Below are 22,560 nucleotides of genomic sequence, written 5' to 3'. Positions count from 1 at the left end.
CTACCCGACAAGTTACTGGCCGGCTGTCAACGGAATGTGAACAACCGGACCGCCCTCAGTTGGGCTTGCGTGTCTTGCGCTGGGCTTTCCGGCGCTGCTTCTTGGGCGGGGGCTCCGTCACCTCGGCGAAGCGGGCGCCGGTGACGCTGGCGTGCTCGAAGGCCTCCTTGATGCTCTCGGAGACGATGAGGCTCACCGGCCACCCCCAGGAGCGGAAGACGCGGGCGCCATTGGTGCGGGTGGGGTCGATTCTCAGGCCCCGCACGGTGCGGTAGTGGCCCAGGCGCTCCGGCGGCGCGTCCTCGGAGGTGTAGCGGTGGACCTCCGCGCACTTGCGGTCGTCGATACAGTGCACCAGCCGGGTGGCGACGACGATGAAGTACGGCTCGTCACAGTCCTCCACCTCCACGGGCAACAGCTGCACGTCGTTGGGCGCCAGCTCGCGGAAGATGGAGGCCACGCGCGCGTGCACCACTGGCGTGAGGCCCGCGCCCGCCAGGGAGAAGTCGAGTGGGCGGCCCGGAGGCCGGACCGTGGCGCGCAGCTTCCCCAATCCCCGCACCGGGGCGCCGGACGTGAAGAGCCAGACGGAGTCCACCTTCTTCTTCCGCTCCAGGGACACGGGGTCTCCCAGCTCGCGCCGGCCGGGGTGGCGGAAGTCGTCGTGCAAGTCGTAGTAGCGCACCGGGCGGGCCGGCCGGGAGGGCGCCCGGCGGGCGGCCAGCTTCCGGTGGGAGGCCCCCTCGGAGGACACCTCGGCCGGAGGGGTCTCCCACAGGGTGTCGGCGCGGGAGCTGCCCGCGCTTCTCGGGGCACGTCGCGCGAGAAGGCGAAGCGCCTCGGTGAGCCGCCTGAACATCCGTCGATTTTACCCCCTCCCTGCCAGGGAGGGAGCACGTTGCTCACGAGTCCCCGGCCTCCCTGCCTCCTCCCCGGGCGGCCGGTGCTACCACGTGGTGTGAAGCGAGTAGTGCGCGGTGCGCGTGTCCAGGCTGAGGAACGAGAACTGGCCCTCCGAGCACGTGCCGCTGTTCAGGAACAGGCGGCTGCCGTGCTCCACGCGCATGCCCAGGTGCGTGTGCCCGGTGACGACGATGTCCGCGCCGCTGTCGTACGCGCGCGCCAGCGCCCACTGCTGGAAGGAGCAGCGCGCCGGGTCCGGCAGCGCGTTCGTCAGCCGCGCGTCCAGCGCCTGGAACATGCGGAACATGGCGCGCAGCCGCATCCGCCGCAGCCAGGCCCCCGCCCACACCGCGGCCTCGGAGAGGAAGCGCGCCTTGCGGATGACCCAGTCGTGGTGGTGCCCGTGGGTGAACAGCATCCTCACCCCATTGGCCTCCAGGAGGAGCTGCTCGGGCGCGCCGAGCACCGTGCCGGCCACGAGGTCATGGTTGCCGTGGATGTAGTGGTACTGGGGCAGCAGGAAGCGCTGGACGATGTCCGGGTGGGCCGCGCGGGCGGCGGCGAGCTCGGCCACCTGTCGCCCCGGAGTCCGCGAGGTGAGCGTCTCGAAGATGTCGCCCAGGAGGACGATGCGCTCGAAGTTGTTCTCCAGGAAGCGCAAGAAGCGCAGGAACCCGGAGTCGTCGTGTCCGAAGTGGTCCGCGGCGTCTCGACGGCCGAGGTGCAGGTCCGAAATCACCGCGATGCGCATGAAGCCTCCCGGAGGGCGAGCACAGAGTAGAGGCGCCGCGTGGCGTCGATGTGAACGGAGCGTGAGCTTCCCGCCGCGTCCGCGTGGCCTCCGCATGAACTGCAAGCGTGGGGCCCGGTGGACTCGCTGGTAACGGTGCGGACTGCCGGGCGCTCGGGAATTTCTGTGCACGTGACTCGGGCCTGCGGGTGTGTACCGTGCGTCCCTTCCATGTGTCGCCGAGTCGTCCCGCTCATCCTCTGCATGCTGCTCCTGGGTGCCGCATTGGCTCACGCCCAGGTTCCAGGTCCTCGCCGGAGTGTGTCGGCGGTGCGCGTGGAGCAGCCGCCCGTGTTGGACGGTGTGCTGGACGATGCGGCCTGGGGGCAGGCCACCTTCACCACCGACTTCCTCCAGAAGGAGCCGGACCAGGGTCTACCGGCCACGCTGCGCACGGAAGTGGCATTCGTCTACGACGGGGAAGCGCTCTATGTCGGCGCTCGGATGTTCAGCGATTCGCCAGCGGACATCGAGACGGTGATGACGCGGCGGGACGAGAGCGGCGTGGCGGAGCGGCTCATCCTCTCCTTCGACACGTGGCATGACCGGCGCACGGCCTACAGCTTCGCGGTGACGGCCGCGGGCCAGCGCGTGGACTGGTTCCACCCGGTGGACAGCGAGTACGAGCGCGACTTCTCCTTCAACCCGGTGTGGGAGGCGCGTACCCGGCTGACGGGCGCGGGTTGGGTGGCGGAGCTGCGCATCCCCTTCTCCCAGCTGCGCTTCAACGACGCGGACGAGCAGGTGTGGGGCCTCAACCTCAACCGCTACGTGCCGCGCCGCAACGAGGACGACTTCTGGGTGGTGGTGCCGCGCCACGTCACCGGCTGGGCCTCGTGGTTCGGCGAGCTGACGGGCGTGCGCGGCGTGCGGCCATCGCGCCGGCTGGAGCTGCTGCCCTACGTGGCGGGGGACTGGCAGGTGAACGCCGGGCGCAATCCGCGAGCGGGCACCCCCTTCGACGCGCGGCGAGATTGGGCGGGCCGCGTGGGCGGTGATGCGAAGGTGGGCCTGGGCCCCAACCTCACGCTGGACGCCACGGTGAACCCGGACTTCGGGCAGTTGGAGGCGGACCCGGCGGTGGTGAACCTCACCGCCTTTGAAACCGTCTTCGAGGAGCGCCGGCCGTTCTTCACGGAGGGCAGCCAGCTCTTCACCGGCAGCGGGCCCACGTACTTCTACTCGCGCCGCATCGGCGCCTCGCCGCGCCTGCTCACGGACTTGAAGTCGCAGCGGGACTACGTGGAGGCGCCCCGGGCGAGCACGCTGTGGGGAGCGGGGAAGCTCACCGGGCGGCTGGCATCGGGCTTGTCCGTGGGCGCGCTGGCGGCCGTCACCGGCCACAGCTTCGCGGACGTCTACGACTTCGACACGGCCCAGGAGGGCCGGGTGAAGCTGGAGCCCTTCACCGGCTACGGCGTGGTGCGCGTGCAGCAGGAGTTGGGCGAGGGCTCGGTGGTGGGCGCCATGCTGACGGGGGTGAATCGCTCGCTGGCGCAGCCAGGCCAGGAGGGAGAGAGCCTCACCTTCAACCTGCCCGAGCAGGCCTACTCGGCGGGCGCGGACGCGTCCTTCCGGCTGGGCCCGGGCGGCGAGTACGCGCTCACCGCGTACGCGGGCGGCAGCCATGTCAGCGGCACGCGCGAGGCGATGCTGCGCCTGCAGCGCTCCAGCGCACGGTACTTCCAGCGGCCGGACCAGACGTACGCGCGGCTGAACCCGGAGGCCACGTCATTGTCGGGCTATACGGCGGGCGCGACGCTGGAGCGGGTGAGCGGCCGGCACTGGCTGTGGCTCGTGCGCGGCTACGCGGAGTCGCCGGGCTTCGAAATCAACGACGTGGGCCAGCTCCAGTCGGCGGATGACCTGGACGCGGAGCTGAGCCTCACGTACCGGGACACGGACCCGGGCCGGTGGCTGCGCGGGATGGAGGCGACGCTCGCGCTGTACAACAACTGGAACTACGGCGGGGTGCGCCAGTCCACCAGCGTGTCCTCGACGGTGAGCGTCACCTTCCCCAACTTCTGGACGGCGGAGGCGACGGGCACGTACCTGCCGCGCGCGCTGTCGGACGGGCTGACGCGCGGCGGCCCGCTGATGCAGACGGGGCAGGGCGTGGACCTCATCACCGAGCTGTCCAACGCCTTCAGCGCGACGACGCGCTGGAGCCTCGAGACGAAGACGTGGCGCTTCGAGACGGGCAGCCACGGCTTCAAGCTGGAGGGCAGCCTGAGCGTGCAGCCCACGCGGCGGCTGCGCCTGTCGGTGGAGCCGGGGCTGTCGCGCTACACGGAGGAGCCGCAGTACGTGGCCACGGTGGGTGGCGGCCGGGAAGAGACGTATGGACAGCGCTACGTCTTCGGCGCGGTGGAGCGGCAGGAGTTGTTCGCGCGGCTGCGCGCGGACTTCTTCGTCACGCCGGACCTGAGCGTGGAGGTGTACGCGGAGCCCTTCGCGTCCAGCGGGCGCTACAGCCGCTTCGGGGAATTGTTCCAGCCGCGGGGGCGCGCGCTGCTCCGGTACGACGAGGGGCAGACCACGCGGGCCGACGGAAAGCTGCGGCTGGTGGACCCGGCGGGGGTGGCCTTCGAGGTGGACGACCCGGACTTCAACCTCCGCTCGCTGCGCAGCAACCTGGTGGTGCGCTGGGAGTTCCGGCCGGGTAGCACGCTCTTCGTGGTGTGGCAGCAGGACCGCTCCAACGAGCGCGCCCTGGGACGCGTGCTGGAGCCGGACGCACTGGGCAACAGCTTCTCCGCGCCCGGCAGTCACACCTTCGCGGTGAAGCTGGCCTGGTGGCTGCCGGTGAACTGACGCGCCCCATGGGGTTTTGTTTTTGCACTCGTGGGGCAGATGCCACCGAGTGGGCCGGGAGCCTATGTCAATGCATGGCTCGGATGCCAATCCCCTCCGGAACCCGTTGCGCGGCGGACTGGAACCGGGCCGCGTCTGTTCCTGGTAGCGCCAACTGCTCTACCGTCGTCCGTATCTATTTCGGGGCGGGCTGCCAGAGGTCTACCCGCTTCGCGAAGCGCCTTGCCCTGTTCCGGGAGAGAACGACATGCACCACCACTCGCTGCGTCCGCTGTTGCTGCTGGCCACGCTGTTGATGGGTTGTTCCTCCGGGGTCCGGGTCAATGTCCTCGAACCCGCGCGGGTGAATGTGGGCCCCGCGAAGCGGCTCATCCTGGTGCAGGCCGAGGGCCAGGCCAGGGTGCAGAGCGCCATCGCCAGGCAACTGGAGAACCAGACCCGGCAGCTTGGCTACTTCGCCTTCGAGGACCACACCTATGCGGGCGCCAAGGTGAACGTCTCCGGGGAGCAGGTGGAGGTGCAAGGCGACAAGGCCGTGGCCTTGAAGCCGGGGGAGGTTGGTCTGCGCATCGACGTGCTCGGCTGGGACACGGACCCGCGGAGGGAGCCCCTCGTGGCAATGGATGCGAACGGCAAAATCACGGCGAGGAAGGCGACGCGCAGGGAGCTCTACGCCGCGACGCTCATCCTGGGCGTGACGTCCTTCAACGCCGCGGGCGAGGTGCTCGCGCAGGATGAGTACTCGGGTCGGTTCGAGACGGCACGGGCGGACGGCCTGCTGTACACGGCGACGGAGCAGTTGGTGGACCGCATGCTCCTGGACCTCACCCCGCGCCATGTCTCCCACTTCCTGAAGATGGACGACGGGGACGAAGCGCAGAAGGCCATCATCCAGGTGGCGGAGCAGGGCGACCTCGAACAGGCCATCAGCCAGTTCCAGAGCTACACGGAGCAGCATCCGGACAACGCGGCGGGCTGGTACAACCTGGCCGTGCTGCTGGACGCGAGCGGCGACTACCCGCGGGCCATGCATCACTACTCGCGCGCCCTTTCCCTGACGTCGAAGGACTCCTACGTGGAGATGAAGGACGCGTGCGCACGCCGGCAGGCGATTCGGCTGGCGATGCGGGAGTGAGGACGCGGAGCCGCGGTGGGGCGGCCCTGGTGGCTGCCGGAGGACTGACGGCGCCTGCTACACTGCGGCGCCGCTCACTTCCGACGAGAGAGTCCGTATGCTCCACCGCGCGCCGCGCCCGCTGTTGTTGTTGGCCCTGCTGTTGATGGGCTGTTCCTCCGGCCTCCGGGTCAACGTCCTCGAGCCCGCGCGGGTGAATGTGGGCTCCTCCAAGAAGCTCGTCCTGGTGCAGACCGGGGGCGAGGACAACCCCACCGTGCAGAACACCGTCGTCGGGGAGTTGCTGCGGCAGAGCCGCGAGGACGGCTACTTCAGGTTCGCGGACCGCTCCCAGGCGGGAGCCACGGTGAATGTCTCCGGCCAGAAGGTGGACGTGCAGGGGGACCCGTCGGCGGCCCCGCAGGCGGGGGAGGTTGGCCTGCGCATCGACCTGCTCGACTGGGACACGAGCGTGGACCACCGCCAGGTCGAGACCAAGGATGAGAAGGGCAAGGTCAAGAAGTCGCGGAAGGACATCTACATCGGGAAGCTCGTCCTCGGCGTGACGGCCTTCAACGCCGCGGGCAAGGTGCTGCTGGCTCAGGAGTCCTACTCGGGCGAGTTCGAGACGGAGCGGGTGGACAGCGTGCTGCGCACGGTGTCGGAGCAGCTGGTGGACCGCGTGCTCCGGGACCTCACCCCGCGCAAGGTCTCCCACTTCCTGAAGATGGACGACGAGGACGAGTCGCAGAAGGCCATCATCAAGGTGGCGGAGAAGGGCGACGTCGAGCAGGCCATCAGCCAGTTCAAGAGCTACACGGAGCAGCATCCGGACAACGCGTCGGGCTGGTACAACCTGGCCGTGCTGCTGGACGCGAGCAGCGAGTATGAGCAGGCGCTGGAGCACTACTCGCGCGCCATCTCGCTGGTGTCGAAGGACTACTACGTGGAGATGAAGGACGCGTGCGCGCGCCGGCAGGCGAGCCGTCAGGCGTTGCGGGAGTGACGTGAGTTGAGTCCAGCGTCCACCGCGCCCGCGCCCGCCTCGACTGATTTGGCGGCGCTGTACCGGCGCTTCGGCCCCGCCGTGCACCGGCGGGCGTTGTCGCTCACTCGCGACGCCGAGGAGGCCCTCGACGTCACGCAGGACACCTTCCTGGCGTACATGAAGGTCCATGGCTCGGCGCGCGACGAGGCCTCGCCCTTCACGGTGCTGTATCAAATCGCCACGTACCGGGCGGTGGACCGCGTGCGCCGTCGCGCGCGCTGGTCCGGCCGGCTGGGCCCGCTGTCCGTGGAGGAGGACGAGGACGCGGAGCAGCGGTGGCACGAGGCGGCGACGGCGCACACGGGCGGAATGGAGCGGGTGGAGGCGCTGCAGGACCTGGCGCTGCTCACTCAGGGAGAGGACCCGGAGGTGCTGACGGTGGCGGTGCTCTACTTCGTGGAAGGGCACACCACGGACGAGGTGGCGCAGGTGCTGGACATGTCGCGCAAGACGGTGTCCCGGATGCTGGCGCGGTTCGCGGAGCGCGCGCGCAAGCGCAGTGCGCGGCTCGCTCCGGGGGAGGGGACATGAGCGTGGGTGAGCGTCGCATCAAGGACGCGCTGCTGGAGCGGTACCTCGCGGATGCGCTCACGCCGCAGGCGCGCCAGCAGGTGGACGCGGTGCTGGTGGACTCGGCGGCGGACCGGGCGCGGCTGGAGGAATTGCGCGCGGACTCGGCGGCGTTCCTCACGCAGCATCCGCCCGGTCCGCTGGTGGCCCGCCACGAGGCCTCCCAGCCCGCGAAACGTCGCCCATGGTGGGTATTGCTGGTGCCGGCGCTCGTGGCCTCGGTGCTGGCGATTGTGTTGTGGCCTGGTGAGGACCCGTTCACCGTGAAGGGCTCGGTGGCGTTGGTGCTGCACCGCAAGGCCGGCAATGGCAGTGCACGCGTGGAGCCCGGCGCGACTCTGGCCCCGGGAGACATCCTCCAGTTCGAGGTGAAGGCCGCCGAGGACGGCTACATCGCGGTGCTCAGCCGGGACGGGCAGGGAAACGTCACGGTGTATCACCCGTTCAACGGCACCGAGGCCGCGCCCTACCAGGCGGCGCGCCCGATGTTGCCCTCGGCCATCGAGCTGGACGACGTGCGCGGACACGAGGAGGTCTACGCGCTGCACTCGCGCCAGCCCTTTGCGTTGGCGTGGGCCGTGGCCGCGCTGAAGGAAGGCCGACGGCTGGAGGACGCGGCACCCAAGGCCGTGGCGGTGACGCGAGTCGGCTTCGACAAGCGCTGAACCGCCGCGCAGCCCCGTTGCGGAAATGCGCGCCGGACGAGGGCGAAGAAAAAAGTCCCACGGAAAATCCCCCGCGCGATGAACGAGGAGAGCGGGGCGCGGTGACGGTTCCGGAGTCTTGGGGGGCTCGGGGCCGCCATGCCTGTCGTGCGCCGTCCGCCATTGCCAGGGGGTAGGTGAAGATGAAGACGGTGCGGTGTGTGATTGCCACGGAGCAGCGGCAGTTGGATGACGCGCTCCGGGTGCGCTGGGCGGTGTTCGGCACGGAGATGGGACTGCTGGGGACTCCACCTCCGGCGCCACGGGACGTGAGCTGCTTCGACACGCTGGAGACGACGCTCCACTTCGTCGTCTACGCCGGGGACACGGCGGTGGCCACGTCGCGGCTGCTGCTACCCAACGCGGAGGTGGCGCGCACCTCCGGGCAGCGGCTGGGCATCGAACTGGAGCAGAAGCTGGACCTGGGCTCCGTCGATGCGCCGGGCATGCGGCTCGCGGAGACGACGCGCTACTGCGTGATGCGCGGCTGGCGCGGCTCGGAGGTGCTGCTGCGCCTCCAGGCGGAGATGTACCGAGAGAGCCGGAGGCGCGGCGTGACGCACTGGATTGCGTCCGCGAACACGGAGACGGACTGCGCGCGGGACGCACTCATCGCCTTCCAGGTGGCCGCGAGGATGCGCTGCGTGAGCCCGCTCTGGAGGGTGACACCTCACGAGCCATCCCCGGCACCCGAGGTGCCCGAGGCCCCGCTGTACACGCCCGAGGAGCGCCAGCGCGCATGCCAGGGGCACTTCGACGGGCTGCGCCTGCCGCGCACGCTCTCGCTCTTCGCGAAGAAGCTGGGCGCGCGCTTCATCGGCGAGCCCCTCTACGACGCACGCTTCCGCCGGTTCTCCACGCCGCTCGTCGCCGCGCTGGACGCGATTCCCGCGAGCACGCGCGCCTGGTTCGACGCGATGCCGGAAGGCGCCACGCGCGCCGCCTGAAGTCCCCATTCCAACACAACCATCCACTCAACAGCGGGCACGCCCTCGGTGCGCCCGGACGGGAGAAGCTCATGTCGAAGGACCTGGTCGAGAAGCTGGCGCACGAGGCGAACACCCTGGTGCGCGAATTGGACGCGCACCCCGAAGCGCGGCGCCTCTTCGAGGGCACGGCGGATGCCGGGCAGTACGCCGGCTACCTCGCGCAGTCGTACCACTACGTGCGCTGGACGGCGCCGCTGCTGGGGCTCGCGGGCCGGCGCATGCTGCGGCTGGGGCGTCACCCCGCGCTGGCGTCGCTGCTCGTGCAGAAGGCAAAGGAGGAGTCCGGCCACGAGCGCTGGTTGCTCTCGGACCTGCGCGCTCTGGGTTGGACGCGGGAGCGCGTGGACGCGACGCCGCTCTGCGCGGCGGTGCGGGCCTATGTGAACTGGAACCGCTTCACCGCGGAGGCGGGCGTGCCCACCGCGTTCCTCGGGACTGCCTATGTGCTGGAGCACCTGTCCGTGGTGCGCGCGGGGCTCGCGGCGGAGCGCCTGGTGGCGCGCGGTGCCATCCCCGGCATCCACCGCGCCGTCACGTTCCTGCGAGGCCACGCGGGCGCGGATGGAGACCACGTGGAGGAACTGGCCACCGTGCTGCGCACGCTGGAGGACCCGGCCGAGCAGGAGGCCATCCTCCTCTCCGCCACCACGACGCGCGCCCTCTATCCGGCCCTCTTCACTCCGGCCGCGGAAGCTCCGCTCCACGAAGTGGGCTGAGCACCGACATCCGGCCGCCGCACTTCGACTTGCCAGAGTGTAGATAGGACACTAATAATGTGTCGAAAATACACGAAGCAAAAGAGGGGCGGGCCCGATGATTGGGTACATGAAGGCGGCACCGACGACGTACGTGATGCAGTTCGAGGGGGGGAGGGTGGTCCGCGAGGGGGCGGGGCTCGCCTTCTTCTACTGGAAGCCGTCCGCGACGCTGGTCTCGGTGCCGCTGTCGAGCGCGGACGTGCCCTTCGCCTTCAACGAGGTGACGCGGGACTTCCAGGCGGTGACGCTGCAGGGGCAGCTCACGTACCGCGTGGCGGACCCGAAGCGGTTGTCGTCGCTGCTGGACTACTCGGTGGGGCCGTCCGGGCGTTACCGCTCGGACGACCCGGAGAAGCTGGCGGAGCGCCTGGTGCAGGTGGCGCAGGTGCGCGCGCGCACGGTGGTGCAGGGCATGCCGCTGCGCGAGGTGCTCGTCCACACGGATACGATTGAGGCGCAGGTGCTCGCGGCGCTGGCGGGGGCGGAGCCGGTGCGTGCGCTGGGCGTGGAGGTGATGGCCTTCTCGCTGCTGTCGGTGAAGCCGACGCCGGAGATGGCGCGGGCGCTGGAGGCCGAGGCGCGCGAGGCCCTGCAGCGCTCCGCGGACGAGGCCATCTACGCGCGCCGCAACGCGGCCGTGGAGCAGGAGCGCCGCATCAAGGAGAGCGAGCTGGCCACGGAGCTGGCGGTGGAGGAGCGGCAGCGCCAGATTCGCGAGGCGAAGATGTCGGCGGACATCGCCGTGGAGGAGCAGCGCTCGGCGCTGATGGAGCGCTGGAGCCAGAACGAGCGCCAGGCCGCGGACGCGCGTGCCTACGCGCTGGAGAAGACGCTGGCACCGGTGCGCGGGGTGGACTGGAAGACGCTGATGGCCACGTCGGCGGGAGGCGGGGACCCGGCGCTGAACATCGCGCTCGCCTTCCGGGAGATGGCGGAGAACGCGCATCGCATCGGCGAGCTGAACGTGTCGCCGGACCTGCTGCACGCGCTGGTGGGCAACTCCGGCGGCGGTGGAGGCGCGAAGCCCACGCGTCCGGCGCAGGTGCACAAGCTGGAAGGCCCACGCGAGCGCTGACCGGGAAGGGGGCGGGCCATGTACGAGAAGATTGTCCTCGTCACCCGCCGCACGCGGCTGGCGGGGTTGGTGGAGCGCTTCAACACGAAGAAGCAGGCGAAGTTCTACGTGGAGCACGCGGGGCAGGACTTCGAGGAGTTCTCCCGCGAGGACGACGCCTACCGCCGCGCGGTGGACACGCTGCGCGATGGGCTGAGCCTGGGGCTGCCGGTGCAGCAGGTGGACCGGAGCCTGGTGCCCACCTTCCTCTTCACGGGGAAGGAAGTGGTGGTGGTGGCGGGGCAGGACGGGCTGGTGGCGAACGTGGCGAAGTACGTGGGGGCGCAGCCGCTGGTGGGCGTGAATCCGGACCCGGAGCGCTTCGACGGTGTGCTGCTGCCGTACCGCGTGTCGGGGGCGCGCGGCGCGGTGCGGCGGGTGATGGAGGGCAAGGCGGGCTTCCGGCAGGTGACGCTGGCGGAGGCGGCGCTGGAGGACGGGCAGCGGCTGCTCGCCTTCAACGACTTGTTCATCGGCGCGAAGACGCACGTGTCGGCGCGCTACCGGCTGCGCTACGGCGAGAAGGAGGAGTCGCAGTCCTCCAGTGGAGTGCTGGTGTCCACGGGCGCGGGCTCCAGCGGATGGCTGTCGTCCGTCTTCACGCTGGCGCGCAGCCTGACGCAGCAGACGGGTGGGGTGCCGGGGCAGCCGTGGAAGCTGGAGTGGGAGGAGCCGAAGCTGGCCTTCGTGGTGCGAGAGCCCTTCATCAGCCGTCACTCGGCGGCGGACGTGGTGGGTGGCTTCGTGACGGCGGAGCGCGAGCTGGTGCTGGAGTCGCGCATGGCGTCGGGGGGCGTCATCTTCAGCGACGGCGTGGAGGAGGACTTCCTCGAGTTCCGCGCGGGCGCCACCGCGCGCATCCGCCCGGCGAGGCAGCGCGCGCGGCTCGTCGTCGGGTGACGCTCAGGGCGCGGTGACGGTGGTCTCCACCTCGTTGCACTTCACCGGCTGCCCGTGGAACGCATCAAAGCCGTGGGGCACCTCGCTCCTCTCCGTGGCCACGTCCATCAGCTGGCCGCGGAAGGCAATCCGGTAGCGGCCCGGCTGCGTGAAGTCATACGCGAGCGCCACATTCACCTTGCCCTCCAACGTCGAGTGCGGCTCCAACGTGACGTAGTCGTCCGCGCCAGGGGCTGCCCGCTTCAGCATCGGCCCCGAGTAATCCAGCTCCGTCCCGTCGCGCGTAATCTGGAAGATGTTGTTGAGCAGTCCCTCCAGCGGCGTGTGCCAGTCGAGCACGTACAGCGGCTTCGTCGTGGGGTTGGTCAGCCGGAAGACCACCTCCACCGGCTCGCCCGCCTTCACCGTCTTGGGGGCGCTCAGGGCACACTCCAACGTCGTCGCCATGGCGGACTCCTCCTGCTGTGCCGCGCTCTGCGGCGGGGTTGACTCGGAGGTACGTGACGCGCACGCGCCACCCATGACTCCGAGGCACAGCAGCGTGAGGCTCAGCTTTCCACGTCTCATGTGAATGGGACTCCCGGCTGCGGGAAAAAAGAAACGGGGGCGTCGCCGCCCCCGTCCCACTTCACATCATGTCACCGCTCGCGCGGGACTAATTCTGCGCCGGCGTGTTCTCCGCGAAGTACTCGTGGCTGTCCGCGTTGTCGCGGGCGTTGGTGGGGTTGGACTTCGCCAGGTTCTTGGCGGCGGTCTGGCCGTAGGCCCAGTCATCCGTGTCCGCCACCACCGTGAAGTGGCTCATCTCGTGGATGAGCGTGCCGGCGCGCGAGTCCGTGCCCGTGTTCGGCGCGTTCCAGAACGCGTTGCACACGTAGATGCGGTACGGCGAGTTCTTGTACACGTACGCGTAGGCGCTGTCCGTGCAGCCGCAGTCGACGATGACGGACTTGGTGTCGAAGGCGCTCTTGATGGTCGTGAAGTGCGTCTTGATGGTGTTCCAGTTGGTGGTGCTGTAGGTGCCGAACCAGGTGGTGAAGCGAGCGGTGGCGCTGGGCGTGCCACCCAGGTAGGTCACCGCGCCGTTCGCGTAGGTCTTCGCGGAGTTGAACGCCGTGGTGACGGAGGTCGTGCGGCTGCTGGTGCAGTTCGCGGTGGACAGCGCCATCGCGGAGACGGTGCCCGGGGCGGCCTCGGCCACCGGGTCGACGAAGGCGCGGCCCTCGACGAACACGCTCACGCTGTTCGAGGCGAACTCCGACACGCCGTCATGCGCGGCGCCGAAGCTGATGTCGTAGTTGGCCGTCTTCGAGAAGTCGTAGATGGCCGACAGGTCCACCTTGCTCGACACGCTCTCGCCCGGGGCGAGGTTGAGGTAGTCCGACGCCTCCGGCGTGGCCCACTTGTAGTGGCGGCCGTTGTACTCCGCCGCGACGCCGTCGGCGGTGACCTTGAACAGGTCCTCCTTCACTCCGTCCACCGGCGTGTTCCACTTGAGCAGGCGCACGGTGCGCGACGAGACGTTCGTCAGCGTCACGTTCACCAGCACGTTGTCACGCGCGGCCAGGGACGACTTCTCCACCGAGAGCTTCACCTGGACGTCGCCCGCGACCGCGTCCTGCACGGCGGGCTCGTTCGACTCGGCGCGCTCATCCGGCGCTCCGCAGGCACCCAGCAGCGAAACGCTGGCAACAGCACCAATCCACCAATTGAGACGACCGCGGGGGTTCAGGCTCATGTCGGGGACTTCCTTTCAGCTCGTGGGGGGAATCTCAGCGGCAGCGCGGTGGCTCCACAGGGAATACCTGTCTATCGCGCTTTGCTGTTTATATCGAGCTGGGGGCGGTCCCGTCCAGGATCAATGTGTTACGCAATGTTTCAATCGGCGCGGACACGAGTGGCTACGGGTGGGCGTAGCTGACGACCATCATCACCATGGCGAACAGCTGTGCGGCCATCAGCGGGCCCATGGCGAGGACGACGACATCGAGGAAGCTCTCATCGTGATTCTTCATGGCCTTGCTCTTTTCTGCCTCGCAGTCATCGCGTGGCACTTCACCCTTGAGCAAGGCGTGGGCCACTGCGCTCGATGCGAGGCATTGAGCGCGTAAGGTGAGGCGGGACGCGGGTTTGCGAGGGCTCACGCGCCGGACGCGGGGCATTTCGTCCCAGGTCTGGGGCAGCTTGTCCGCCGCGCGTGTTCGGGCGTGGGAAAGGCCCGTGCGGGTTCGGCATTGCGTGGCTTGGGGTGGCGCCAAGGTCGCTGGAGACCCCTAGACTGCGCGCCATGAGAATCCCCACGTCCGCGTTGTTGCTCGTCCTGGCTGGAGCGTGCGCGCATGCGCCGGCTTCCACGGAGACCGCCACTGCTCCCGCCCCAGCGGAGGCGCCCGCCGAGAAGGCACCCGCCACGGATGCGCCCGCCACGAAGGCGCCTGTCGCGGAGCTGCCCTTCATGGAGCCGCCCGGGAAGCCGATGCCGGGCTGGAAGCTGGTGAAGCGCGGCGACCTGCTGATGAGCGAGGGCAAGCACGCCGAGGCCCTGGCGGCCTACCAGCAGGCGATGAAGGAGGGGAACACGCGCGACAACACCGCGTACTCGGCCGCGTGCGCGCTCGCGCTGCTGGGCCGGAAGCAGGAGGCGCTGGAGCAGCTGTCGCGCGCGGCGGAGTGGGGCTTTCGCAACGTGGGTTGGATGCAGCAGGACGAGGACCTCGTCTCGCTGCGCTCGGAGCCGGCCTTCGCCGCGTTGGTGGCGCGCATCCCCACGCTGCCTCCGAAGGACGCCGCGTCCCACGAGGAGCTGCGGAGGCTGTTCGCGGAGGACCAGGCGGACCGCTCGCCGCCGCCCGCCACGAAGGAGGCCTGGAAGGTCGTCTCGGCGCGCGATGAGCAGCGCCGTGTGCGCGTGAAGGAGTTGATTGCCGAGGGCGCGCTGAAGGACGGCGCGGACTTCCTCGCCGCGGGCTTCGTCTTCCAGCATGGCCGCACGCAGGAGGACTTCGCCATGGCGCGGGAGATGGGCGCGGAGGCCGCGCGGCGTGGACACCCGGGAGGCCTGTGGCTGGCCGCCGCCGCGTGGGACCGCTGGCTGATGAACGCCGGGAAACCGCAGCGCTTCGGCACGCAGTACCGGAGCGATGGCCCGACGAAGGAGGCAAAGCTCTACACCGTGGACCCGAGCGTCACCGACGAGGAGCGCGCACGCTGGGGCTTCCCGCCGCTCGCGGAGATTCCCACCACGCTGCGCTGACGCGTGCCTTCACGGGCGGGCCGCGTCGGGCTCATGCGCTCGAGCCCGAGCCACGTGGTCGCTCCGCGCATCGGGTCCACCCGGGCCCGATGCGCGGGTCCTCTCACTTCGCCGCCGCCACGCCCGCCGTCGCGCCACCCTCGCGCGCCAGCGTCTTCACCAAATCCAGCGCGCGCCGCACGTGCTCGCCCACGCGCAGCTGCGACTCGAACACGTTGCGGATGATGCCCTGCCGGTCCACCACGAAGGTGACGCGGCCCGGGATGAGCCCCAACAGCGACGGCGGCACGCCGAACGCATCGCGCGCCTCGCCGCTCGCGTCGCTCAGCAGGACGAAGGGCAGGCGGTGCTTCGCGGCGAAGCCCTCATGTGAGGACACCGAGTCGCCGCTGATGCCCACCACCTCCGCGCCCGCGGCCGTGAAGTCCTCGTACTGGTCCCTCAGGCTGCACGCCTGAGCGGTGCAGCCCGGCGAGTCGTCCTTCGGGTAGAAGTACACGACGAGCACCTTCTGCCCCACCAGGTCGCGCAGCCGCACCGGCTTGTCGCCCGCGCCCTTCAGCGTGACATCCGGGAGTGCATCGCCTTCCTTCAGGAGCTTCGACCGCGCCATGGGTTCCTCCATCCGCCCCGACACGTCGGGCCGGTGCATGTGCCCCGTGGATGCTGATGGGTGACTCAACTGTCAATGCAATCGGCCTGAGGCAGGGGCCGCCGCATCGACCCCGTGCGCCGTCAATGGCGTCAGCACAGACCCAGGTGCGCTTGGACGCCTCATGCTCCAGCCACGTTCCGAGAACGTGAAACACCGCTCCGGAAGGCTTGCGCGTTTGCCCTCTATCGTTTCGTCCCGCACTCGTTTAAGAGGGCGCCTGCTTCCTTGCTGTACGGGCGGTGGGACGGGGCGTGCGGAGGGAGGGCGACGGCGCGCATCGCGCGTGCTTCCATGGCATCCAATAGAGTGTGGGGGAAACGGAGTCGCTCCCCCGTCCGGCAGGCGACAGCCCTGCACGTGGCCGGACCCGAAATTTCGGGCATGGAAGCCAACGTCGTCTTACCTTTCGAGACAGGAAGAGGAAGCTGGGGTCCGGGGTACAGGGCGGAAACTTTCGCCGGAGTTGCGCGGCGCGGCGTTCAGGCGTAGACCGCAAACTTCGGGGGGTTGGTCAGGAGCGGACATGGTCGGCCTCGTCGTCGCATCGCACGGGCGTCTCGCGGAGGAGCTGGTCTCCACCGCGGAACAGATCGTGGGAAAGCTTCCCGCGGTGGCAACCTGCAACATCGAGCCGGGGACTCCCGTCGAGGAGCTCCGCGCGAAGATGAAGCAGGCGGTGTCGCGCGTGGATGAGGGAGAAGGTGTCATCATCCTCGCGGACCTGTTCGGCGGTACTCCGTGCAAGGAGTCGCTGATGATGTGTCAGCGGATGAACCTGGAGGTTCTCGCCGGCGTCAACCTGCCCATGCTTCTCAAGGCGAACTCGCTCCGCAATGAGCAGATCTCCCTTCCGGAGATGGCCAACCAGCTGGCTTCCCACGGCCAGCGCAACATCACCTGTGCATCCGCCCTGCTTCGCGAGGCCCAGCAGCAGCCGCGAACTTGACGGGTCCGCGCGGGTCGGCGATTCGAGACTGCCGTGATCACCCTGGTCCGCGTCGACAACCGCCTCATCCATGGTCAGGTCGTCGAGGCCTGGCTGCCCTTCCTCAAGGTGTCCCGGGTCGTCGTGGCGGATGACGAGGCGGCGTCCAGCCCCCTCATCCGCGCGGCCATGGCGCTCGCCGTCCAGAGCGCCATCGAGGTGCAGATCCTCCCGCTCGCCCAGGTGGACTTCGCCGCCCTGTCCAAGGACGGGGTGCGCACGCTGGTGCTGCTGCGCGACGTGGCGGCCGTGCCCTTCGCCTTCGCGCACGGGCTGTCCATGGACGAGCTCAACCTGGGCAACGTCCACTTCGGCACCGGGCGCCGGCAGGTGTCCCCGTCCGTCTTCCTGGCGGAGGCGGAGCTGAAGACGCTCCAGCAGCTCTCCGAGAAGGGCGTGCGCGTGGAGGCCCGCGCGGTGCCCTCGGAGAAGCCCGTGGAGCTGCTGGACCTCACCGACCGGTGGGCGAAGGCCGGGTGAGCGTGTGAGCGTCGTCTGGACCCAGGTGGCGCTCGCGGGGCTGTGGGGCGGACTGGTGGCCTTGGAGCGCAAGGCGTTCCTCCAGGCCATGTTGTCCCGCCCCCTCGTGGCCGCCACCCTCATGGGTCTGCTGCTCGGGGACGCGGGCTCCGGCCTGGCCGTGGGGTTGCTCCTGGAGCTGTTCTTCCTGGGCACCGCCAACCTGGGCGCCTCGCTGCCGGAGAACGACACGCTGGCGGCCACCGCCACCAGCGCCGCCGCCGCCACGCTCACCACCGCCACGGGCGCGGGCTCCACGCCGGCCATCTGGTCGCTCGCCGTGCTGCTGTTCATCGGCATGGGGCGCGTGGGCCGCCGGGCCGACCGGCTGCTGGAGGGCTACTCGGCGCGGCTGGCCCGCGTGGCGCTGGCCTCCGCGGAGTCCGGCAACCTGGCCCGCGCCGTGCGGCAGAACCTGTGGGGCATGTGGCCGCACTTCGTGCTGTACGGCTCCCTCACGGCCCTGTGCGCGCTCCTGGGCTTCTTCGTGGAGCCGCTGCTGCAGGCGCTGCCTGCCGCGGTGGTGCGCGGGCTGGCGTGGGCCTGGCCGGCCATGGCCTCGGTGGCGGCGGCCATCGCCGCGCAGGGCAGTCACGCGCGGCGCGCGCCCCTCTACGCGGCGCTGGGCGCGGCGGCGGTGACGGTGGCGGTGGTCCTCCTCCTGCTCCGGGAGCCCCGGTGAGCGCGCCCGACACGCCGCTGCCGCCATGGGTGCTGCTGCGCGTCTTCCTGCGCTCGCTCTTCCTGCAGGCGTCGTGGAACCCCAAGGGCATGCAGAACCTGGGGCTGGCCTACGCCATCTATCCCGCGCTGCGGCACCTGTACCCGGAAGGCCCCAAGCGCGAGGAGGCGGTGCGCCGGCACCTCGTCTTCTTCAACACCCACCCGTACGTGGCGGCGGCCATCGTCGGCGGCGTCCTCAACCACGAGGTGCGCATCTCCCGGGGCGAGGAGACGCCGGATAAAGTCGTGGCCTTCAAGGCCGCGCTGATGGGGCCGCTGGCGGCGCTGGGGGACGGCTTCTTCTGGCTGTCCCTCAAGCCGGCGGTGGGGGCGCTGTGCGCGGCCACGGTGCCGCTCCTGGGCGTGTGGGCGGTGCCGCTCTTCCTGGTGCTCTACAACCTGGTCCACGTGCTGCTGCGCGTGAAGCTGTACTGGTTGGGCCTGACGCTGGGGGACCGGCTGGTGGAGGCGGTGGCGCGGGCGAACCTGCCCACGCGCGGGGCGAAGCTGCGGGCGGTGGCGGCAACGAGTGCGGGCGGCCTGGCCGCCTGGTTGTCCGTCTCCTTCGGGACCAACGCGGGAGGGGCCCGTGCGCCCTTCCTGGCGGCCGGGTGTCTGGCCCTGGGGGTGGCGTCCTACGTACTGGTGAGTCGTCGGGTGCCGAACTACGTGGTGCTCTACCTTGCCGCGGGGCTGGCCTGCGCGGCGGGGGCATTCCTTTAGAGAAGAGAGGTGGGAGTCGCGATGCCAACCGTGGCCGAAGGGACATACGAAATCATCAACGCCCTGGGCCTGCATGCGCGGGCCGCGGCGCAGATGGTGAAGGTCGCCAACCGCTTCAAGAGCGAGGTCACCCTCGAGGCCCAGGGCCAGCGGGCCAATGCCAAATCCATCATGGGTGTGCTCATGCTCGCCGCCGCCCAGGGCACCATCGTGAAGGTGACCTGCAAGGGCGACGACGCCGACGCCTGTCTCCAGGAGTTGGCAAAACTCATCGGGGACCGTTTCGGCGAGGCCCAGTGACGGGTGAGAATGGGAACGCGGTAGAACCAAGGGAGAAGATGGGCACGTGAGCAGCCAGGCCACACCCACCCTGAGGTTGTTGGGCATCGGCGCCTCTCCCGGCGTGGCGGTGGGCCACGCATTCATCCTCGACCGCAAGCGCATCCGCACCCCCAAGCTCCGCCTGGCCGAGGCCGAGGTGGAGCCCGAGCGGATGCGCATGAAGACGGCCATCGAGCTGTCCGACCGCCAGCTCGCCGAGCTGAAGGAACAGATTACGCGCACCGAGGGCAGCGACCACGCCCTCATCCTGGAAGCGCACCGGCTGATGCTCCACGACCCCATGCTCGTGGACGAGGTCAACCGGCTCATCGTCGACGACCGCATCAACGCCGAGTGGGCCGTCCGGCGCGTGGCGCGCAAAATCAAGCACCTCTTCGACAACATCCCCGACGAGTACTTCCGCGAGCGCCGCTCGGACGTGGACTACGTCGCCGACCGCATCATCCGCAACCTGATGGGCCAGGTGGTGGACGAGGAGGTGGAGGTCCCCGCGGAGGCCATCGTCGTCGCCCATGACTTGTCCCCCGCGGACGCGGCGCTGATGGCGCGCAGCGGGCGGGTGGCGGGCTTCGTCACGGACCTGGGCGGCCAGACGAGCCACACGGCGATTGTCGCGCGGGCGCGCGAGACGCCGGCGGTGGTGGGCGCCGGGAGGGCCAGCGAGCAGATTTCGCCGGGCGACCTGGTCGCCATGGACGGCATCCGGGGCGTCATCCTCGTCAATCCGACCGAGGAGCAGCTCGCCGTCTTCCGGGAGGACCAGCGCCGCTACCAGGAGAGCGAGCGGCTGGCCCTGACGACGAAGGACCTGCCGGCGGTGAGCAGCGACGGCTACCGCATCCGGCTCTACGGGAACATGGAGTTCCTGGAGGAAATCCCCTCGCTGCTGGCGCACGGCGCGGAGGGCATCGGCCTGTACCGCACCGAGTTCATGTTCCTGGACCGGAAGACGGCGCCGACGGAGGAGGAGCACTACCGGGCCTACAGGCAGGTGCTGGAGGCCATGGGCGGGCGGCCCGTCACCATCCGCACGTTGGATTTGGGCGGCGACAAGGTGCCGGGCAAGACGAAGCACGAGAAGGAGCCCAACCCGGCCATGGGCCTGCGGGCCATCCGCTACTGCCTGTCCAACCGGGAGCTGTTCCGCACGCAGCTTCGCGCCCTGCTGCGCGCCAGCGTGCACGGCAACCTGCGGCTGATGTTCCCGCTCATCTGCGGCGTGAGCGAGCTGCGCGAGGCGCGCAGCGAGCTGGAGGCGTGCCGCACGGCGCTGGGCCGCGCGGGCGTGCCCGTGGGTAAGCGCTTCCCGGTGGGCATCATGGTGGAGACGCCGAGCGCGGCGATGATTGCCGACCGGCTCGCGCAGGAGGCGGACTTCTTCTCCATCGGCACCAACGACCTCATCCAGTACTCGCTGGCCATCGACCGCCAGAACCGCGAGGTGGCCTACCTCTACCGGCCGCTGCACCTGTCCGTGCTGCGCCTGCTCCGCACCATCATCGACGCGGGCAAGGCGGCGAACATCCCCGTGTCCATGTGCGGGGAGATGGCGGGAGACCCGCTGTACACGCTGGTGCTGCTGGCGCTCGGCTTCGACGAGCTGTCCATGACGTCGGGGCAGATTCCGGTGGTGAAGCGCTTCATCCGCCGGGTGAGCCGGGCGGACGCCGTGGAGCTGCTCAACGGCGCCATGGAGCTGACCACCGCGGAGGAAATCGAGCGCTACGTGCGCACGGAGATGGACCGCCGCTTCGCCGAGGTGATGGAGCCGCCCGCCGCCCCGACCGGCGAGCCCGAGTCCGCCGAGCACCAGCCCACGGACCGCACCACGGGCTGAAGGCGTGCCCCTGCCGCCATGGAGGGGCCCGCCCGCCCGGCCGCCGCGTGGCGCGGGGATGCCGGAGGCTTCCCACCGTGCCCAGCTTTTCCAGGACGCGCACACCACTCCTGGGGGCGAGCATGTTCAATCCAGCGAACATCCACATGGGCATGACGGCGAGGGACCGGGACGGCGAGACGCTGGGCACCGTCATCTCCGTGGACGCGGGCGGCTTCTTCATCGGGAAGAGCGACTACTTCGTTCGCGATTACCGCGTGGCCTTCTCGGATGTGATGGACCTCGACGGGGACGACGTCTACCTGCGCGAGGCCGTGTCGGACATGCCAGGTGTCAGCCCGGAGGCGCTCTCCGGTGAGCGGGGCGGAAGGTCGGCGGAGGGGCGGACGCTGTCGCACGACCTCACCGGAGGCCTGGGGCTGGAGCCGGGGGACCTGGAGCAGGCCCACATGGACAGCGCCAGGTTCCAGGACCCTGGCCGCCATGACGTCGGGCCGGGGGCCTCGGCGCAGCCCGAGCGCGAGCCCCGGCGGGAAGCCCTCATCAGCGAGGTGGACCCCGCGGTGGTGGCGGTGCGGCAGCCGCCCGCGGTGGTGGAGCGCCGGGCCTCGCGCGACGAGGCGGAGACACCCCGCCGCCGCGAGCCCTCGCCGGACGTGGACCCGGATACGCGCCGCTGAAGACGCTTCAGCCCGCGTCGTGGCGCGGGGGCTCGGCGCGGGAGCCGGCGATGTCCTTGTCCGGATGCAGCCCGCGCCGGGTGCGGTAGCGATGGATGGCGCGCTCCAGCGGGCGCAGCCCCACCAGACACAGCAAGGCGATGGCCATGGTGAAGCCCGCCGCCGCGAAGAAGCCCAGCCCCGAGGCCAGCCCCACGGAGGCGGTGAGCCACAGGTTGGCCGCCGTCGTCAGCCCCTTCACCTGCCCGCCGTGGCGCAGGATGACGCCCGCGCCCAGGAAGCCGATGCCCACCACCACCTGACTGGCGATGCGGCCGATGTCCCCCCGCGCGCCCTCGGGAGCGCCCACCGCGAGCGGCACCTCGATGAAGACGCTGGCCAGCGTGAAGCAGCACGCGCCCAGCGACACGAGGATGTGGGTGCGCAGGCCGGCGTCCTGGCCGCGCACCTCACGCTCCAGGCCCAGCACGCCGCCGAGCAGCGCGGCCAGGGCCAATCTCAGGGCGATGGTCTTCTCGTCCACGGGGGACGAGCCTACTCACCCAGCTCTATCTTCTCGTCCTTGTCCGCGTCGTTCAGTTGGGGATTGGGCAGCGTGTCCAGCGTGGCGGACAGCAGCTTCGCGGAGGGCACCACGTACAGGCGTACCTCCTCGCCCAATTCCTGGACGTACTGCTCCACGCGCTGCGCGTAGTCCTCGTCCTGGGTGCCCCAGCTCCCGCCGGCCTCGGCGGCCCAGATTTCTTCCCCGTCGCGGCAGCGCGTCAGCCGCGCCTTCACGGCCGCCTCCGCGCCGTCCTTGTTCTTGAGCGTGATGCTCGGGTCCAGCCAGAGCACGCCCTCGATGCCTTCGACACACAGGCCCTTGAAGGACGTGTCCTGGGGCCTCTCCGGCAGCGCGAGGTTGGACTTCACGATGAAGTCCCGGTTCTGGTTCACCCACTGGCGGGCGAGGAGGCTCCACAATTCGCCCACCGCGGGCTTGTTGGCGGGCAGCGGCTCCGTCACCACCACCAGCCGCTTCACCTGCTGCTTGTCCACCTGCTCGTAGTCGGGGCGCAGCCGCTGGCTCTTCACCGTGGAGCACGCGGACAGCAGGCCCAGCCCGAGCACGGGCCACAGTCGCTTCGTCGTCATGT

24 protein-coding genes are annotated in these 22,560 nt (G+C 69.9%); 17 read left to right on the top strand and 7 right to left on the bottom strand.

What is annotated here, in order from left to right; all coding sequences use genetic code 11:
• Positions 1-55 precede the first annotated feature (55 nt).
• Complete coding sequence (locus tag ACVTJA_RS45750) at positions 56-754, bottom strand: imm11 family protein (RefSeq protein WP_465830302.1); 699 nt, start codon at positions 752-754, stop codon at positions 56-58.
• 192 nt (positions 755-946) lie between these two features.
• Positions 947-1,654, bottom strand: a complete 708-nt coding sequence (locus ACVTJA_RS45745; protein ID WP_465830300.1) for a metallophosphoesterase family protein — start codon at positions 1,652-1,654, stop codon at positions 947-949.
• A 309-nt stretch (positions 1,655-1,963) separates the two neighbouring features.
• On the opposite strand from ACVTJA_RS45745, the gene ACVTJA_RS45740 reads away from it, so the two are divergent.
• The 9 genes from ACVTJA_RS45740 to ACVTJA_RS45700 all read left to right on the top strand — a co-directional run bounded on the left by ACVTJA_RS45740 (position 1,964) and on the right by ACVTJA_RS45700 (position 11,704).
• The gene (locus ACVTJA_RS45740) at positions 1,964-4,507 is read left to right on the top strand and encodes a DUF5916 domain-containing protein (RefSeq protein WP_465830298.1); all 2,544 of its coding nucleotides are present in this window, start codon (positions 1,964-1,966) and stop codon (positions 4,505-4,507) included.
• Positions 4,508-4,754: 247 nt separating this feature from the next.
• Positions 4,755-5,642, top strand: coding sequence for a tetratricopeptide repeat protein (locus ACVTJA_RS45735; RefSeq protein WP_465830296.1), 888 nt, complete (start codon positions 4,755-4,757; stop codon positions 5,640-5,642).
• 97 nt (positions 5,643-5,739) lie between these two features.
• Positions 5,740-6,627, top strand: a complete 888-nt coding sequence (locus ACVTJA_RS45730; RefSeq protein ID WP_465830294.1) for a tetratricopeptide repeat protein — start codon at positions 5,740-5,742, stop codon at positions 6,625-6,627.
• A gap of 6 nt (positions 6,628-6,633) precedes the next feature.
• On the top strand, positions 6,634-7,200 hold the full coding sequence (locus tag ACVTJA_RS45725) for an RNA polymerase sigma factor (protein ID WP_465830292.1): 567 nt from the start codon (positions 6,634-6,636) through the stop codon (positions 7,198-7,200).
• Positions 7,197-7,904, top strand: coding sequence for a DUF4384 domain-containing protein (locus tag ACVTJA_RS45720; protein WP_465830290.1), 708 nt, complete (start codon positions 7,197-7,199; stop codon positions 7,902-7,904). Before ACVTJA_RS45725 ends, ACVTJA_RS45720 begins: the two co-directional genes overlap by 4 nt.
• A 182-nt stretch (positions 7,905-8,086) precedes the next feature.
• The gene (locus tag ACVTJA_RS45715) at positions 8,087-8,890 is read left to right on the top strand and encodes a GNAT family N-acetyltransferase (protein WP_465830288.1); all 804 of its coding nucleotides are present in this window, start codon (positions 8,087-8,089) and stop codon (positions 8,888-8,890) included.
• Between the two features lie 71 nt (positions 8,891-8,961).
• A complete protein-coding gene (locus tag ACVTJA_RS45710; protein ID WP_465830286.1) occupies positions 8,962-9,648 on the top strand; it encodes an iron-containing redox enzyme family protein in 687 nt (228 codons plus the stop codon).
• A 97-nt stretch (positions 9,649-9,745) separates the two neighbouring features.
• Positions 9,746-10,765: an SPFH domain-containing protein gene (locus ACVTJA_RS45705; protein WP_465830284.1), complete on the top strand. Its 1,020-nt coding sequence runs from the start codon at positions 9,746-9,748 to the stop codon at positions 10,763-10,765.
• A gap of 18 nt (positions 10,766-10,783) precedes the next feature.
• Positions 10,784-11,704 carry a diacylglycerol kinase catalytic domain-containing protein gene (locus ACVTJA_RS45700; protein WP_465830282.1) on the top strand — a complete coding sequence of 307 codons (921 nt, stop codon included), beginning with the start codon at positions 10,784-10,786 and terminating at the stop codon, positions 11,702-11,704.
• A 3-nt stretch (positions 11,705-11,707) separates the two neighbouring features.
• On the opposite strand, the gene ACVTJA_RS45695 is transcribed toward ACVTJA_RS45700, so the two are convergent.
• Together ACVTJA_RS45695 and ACVTJA_RS45690 are read right to left on the bottom strand one after the other, a co-directional pair.
• The gene (locus ACVTJA_RS45695; RefSeq protein ID WP_465830280.1) at positions 11,708-12,271 is read right to left on the bottom strand and encodes a protease; all 564 of its coding nucleotides are present in this window, start codon (positions 12,269-12,271) and stop codon (positions 11,708-11,710) included.
• An 88-nt stretch (positions 12,272-12,359) separates the two neighbouring features.
• Complete coding sequence (locus tag ACVTJA_RS45690) at positions 12,360-13,442, bottom strand: M35 family metalloendopeptidase (protein WP_465830278.1); 1,083 nt, start codon at positions 13,440-13,442, stop codon at positions 12,360-12,362.
• 549 nt (positions 13,443-13,991) lie between these two features.
• Here ACVTJA_RS45690 and ACVTJA_RS45685 point away from each other — a divergent pair.
• Entirely contained in the window at positions 13,992-14,957 is a 966-nt protein-coding gene (locus ACVTJA_RS45685) for a TPR end-of-group domain-containing protein (protein ID WP_465830277.1), read from the top strand.
• Positions 14,958-15,060: 103 nt separating this feature from the next.
• Here ACVTJA_RS45685 and ACVTJA_RS45680 read toward each other — a convergent pair whose 3' ends face one another.
• Positions 15,061-15,570 (bottom strand): peroxiredoxin, encoded by a 510-nt coding sequence (locus ACVTJA_RS45680; RefSeq protein ID WP_465830275.1) that lies wholly within the window; start codon positions 15,568-15,570, stop codon positions 15,061-15,063.
• A 565-nt stretch (positions 15,571-16,135) separates the two neighbouring features.
• Here ACVTJA_RS45680 and ACVTJA_RS45675 point away from each other — a divergent pair.
• The 7 genes from ACVTJA_RS45675 (at position 16,136) to ACVTJA_RS45645 (ending at position 21,421) form a co-directional block, all read left to right on the top strand.
• Positions 16,136-16,558, top strand: coding sequence for a PTS sugar transporter subunit IIA (locus ACVTJA_RS45675; RefSeq protein WP_465830273.1), 423 nt, complete (start codon positions 16,136-16,138; stop codon positions 16,556-16,558).
• A 33-nt stretch (positions 16,559-16,591) separates the two neighbouring features.
• Entirely contained in the window at positions 16,592-17,077 is a 486-nt protein-coding gene (locus ACVTJA_RS45670) for a PTS sugar transporter subunit IIB (RefSeq protein ID WP_465830271.1), read from the top strand.
• A gap of 4 nt (positions 17,078-17,081) precedes the next feature.
• Positions 17,082-17,798, top strand: coding sequence for a PTS sugar transporter subunit IIC (locus ACVTJA_RS45665; protein ID WP_465830270.1), 717 nt, complete (start codon positions 17,082-17,084; stop codon positions 17,796-17,798).
• On the top strand, positions 17,795-18,562 hold the full coding sequence (locus ACVTJA_RS45660; RefSeq protein ID WP_465830268.1) for a PTS system mannose/fructose/sorbose family transporter subunit IID: 768 nt from the start codon (positions 17,795-17,797) through the stop codon (positions 18,560-18,562). Before ACVTJA_RS45665 ends, ACVTJA_RS45660 begins: the two co-directional genes overlap by 4 nt.
• Positions 18,563-18,583: 21 nt before the next feature.
• Positions 18,584-18,862 carry an HPr family phosphocarrier protein gene (locus tag ACVTJA_RS45655; protein ID WP_465830266.1) on the top strand — a complete coding sequence of 93 codons (279 nt, stop codon included), beginning with the start codon at positions 18,584-18,586 and terminating at the stop codon, positions 18,860-18,862.
• 46 nt (positions 18,863-18,908) lie between these two features.
• A complete protein-coding gene (gene ptsP, locus ACVTJA_RS45650; protein ID WP_465830265.1) occupies positions 18,909-20,741 on the top strand; it encodes a phosphoenolpyruvate--protein phosphotransferase in 1,833 nt (610 codons plus the stop codon).
• A gap of 122 nt (positions 20,742-20,863) precedes the next feature.
• Positions 20,864-21,421, top strand: coding sequence for a hypothetical protein (locus tag ACVTJA_RS45645; protein ID WP_465830263.1), 558 nt, complete (start codon positions 20,864-20,866; stop codon positions 21,419-21,421).
• 7 nt (positions 21,422-21,428) lie between these two features.
• On the opposite strand, the gene ACVTJA_RS45640 is transcribed toward ACVTJA_RS45645, so the two are convergent.
• On the bottom strand, positions 21,429-21,944 hold the full coding sequence (locus tag ACVTJA_RS45640) for an MgtC/SapB family protein (protein ID WP_465830261.1): 516 nt from the start codon (positions 21,942-21,944) through the stop codon (positions 21,429-21,431).
• A gap of 11 nt (positions 21,945-21,955) precedes the next feature.
• Positions 21,956-22,558: an MXAN_6521/LA_1396 family lipoprotein gene (locus ACVTJA_RS45635; protein ID WP_465830259.1), complete on the bottom strand. Its 603-nt coding sequence runs from the start codon at positions 22,556-22,558 to the stop codon at positions 21,956-21,958.
• Positions 22,559-22,560: the final 2 nt, after the last annotated feature.

Source organism: Pyxidicoccus sp. M6 (assembly GCF_055568925.1).
The sequence above is the reverse complement of the archived record's forward strand: the minus strand, read 5'-3'. Positions and strand labels throughout refer to the sequence as shown.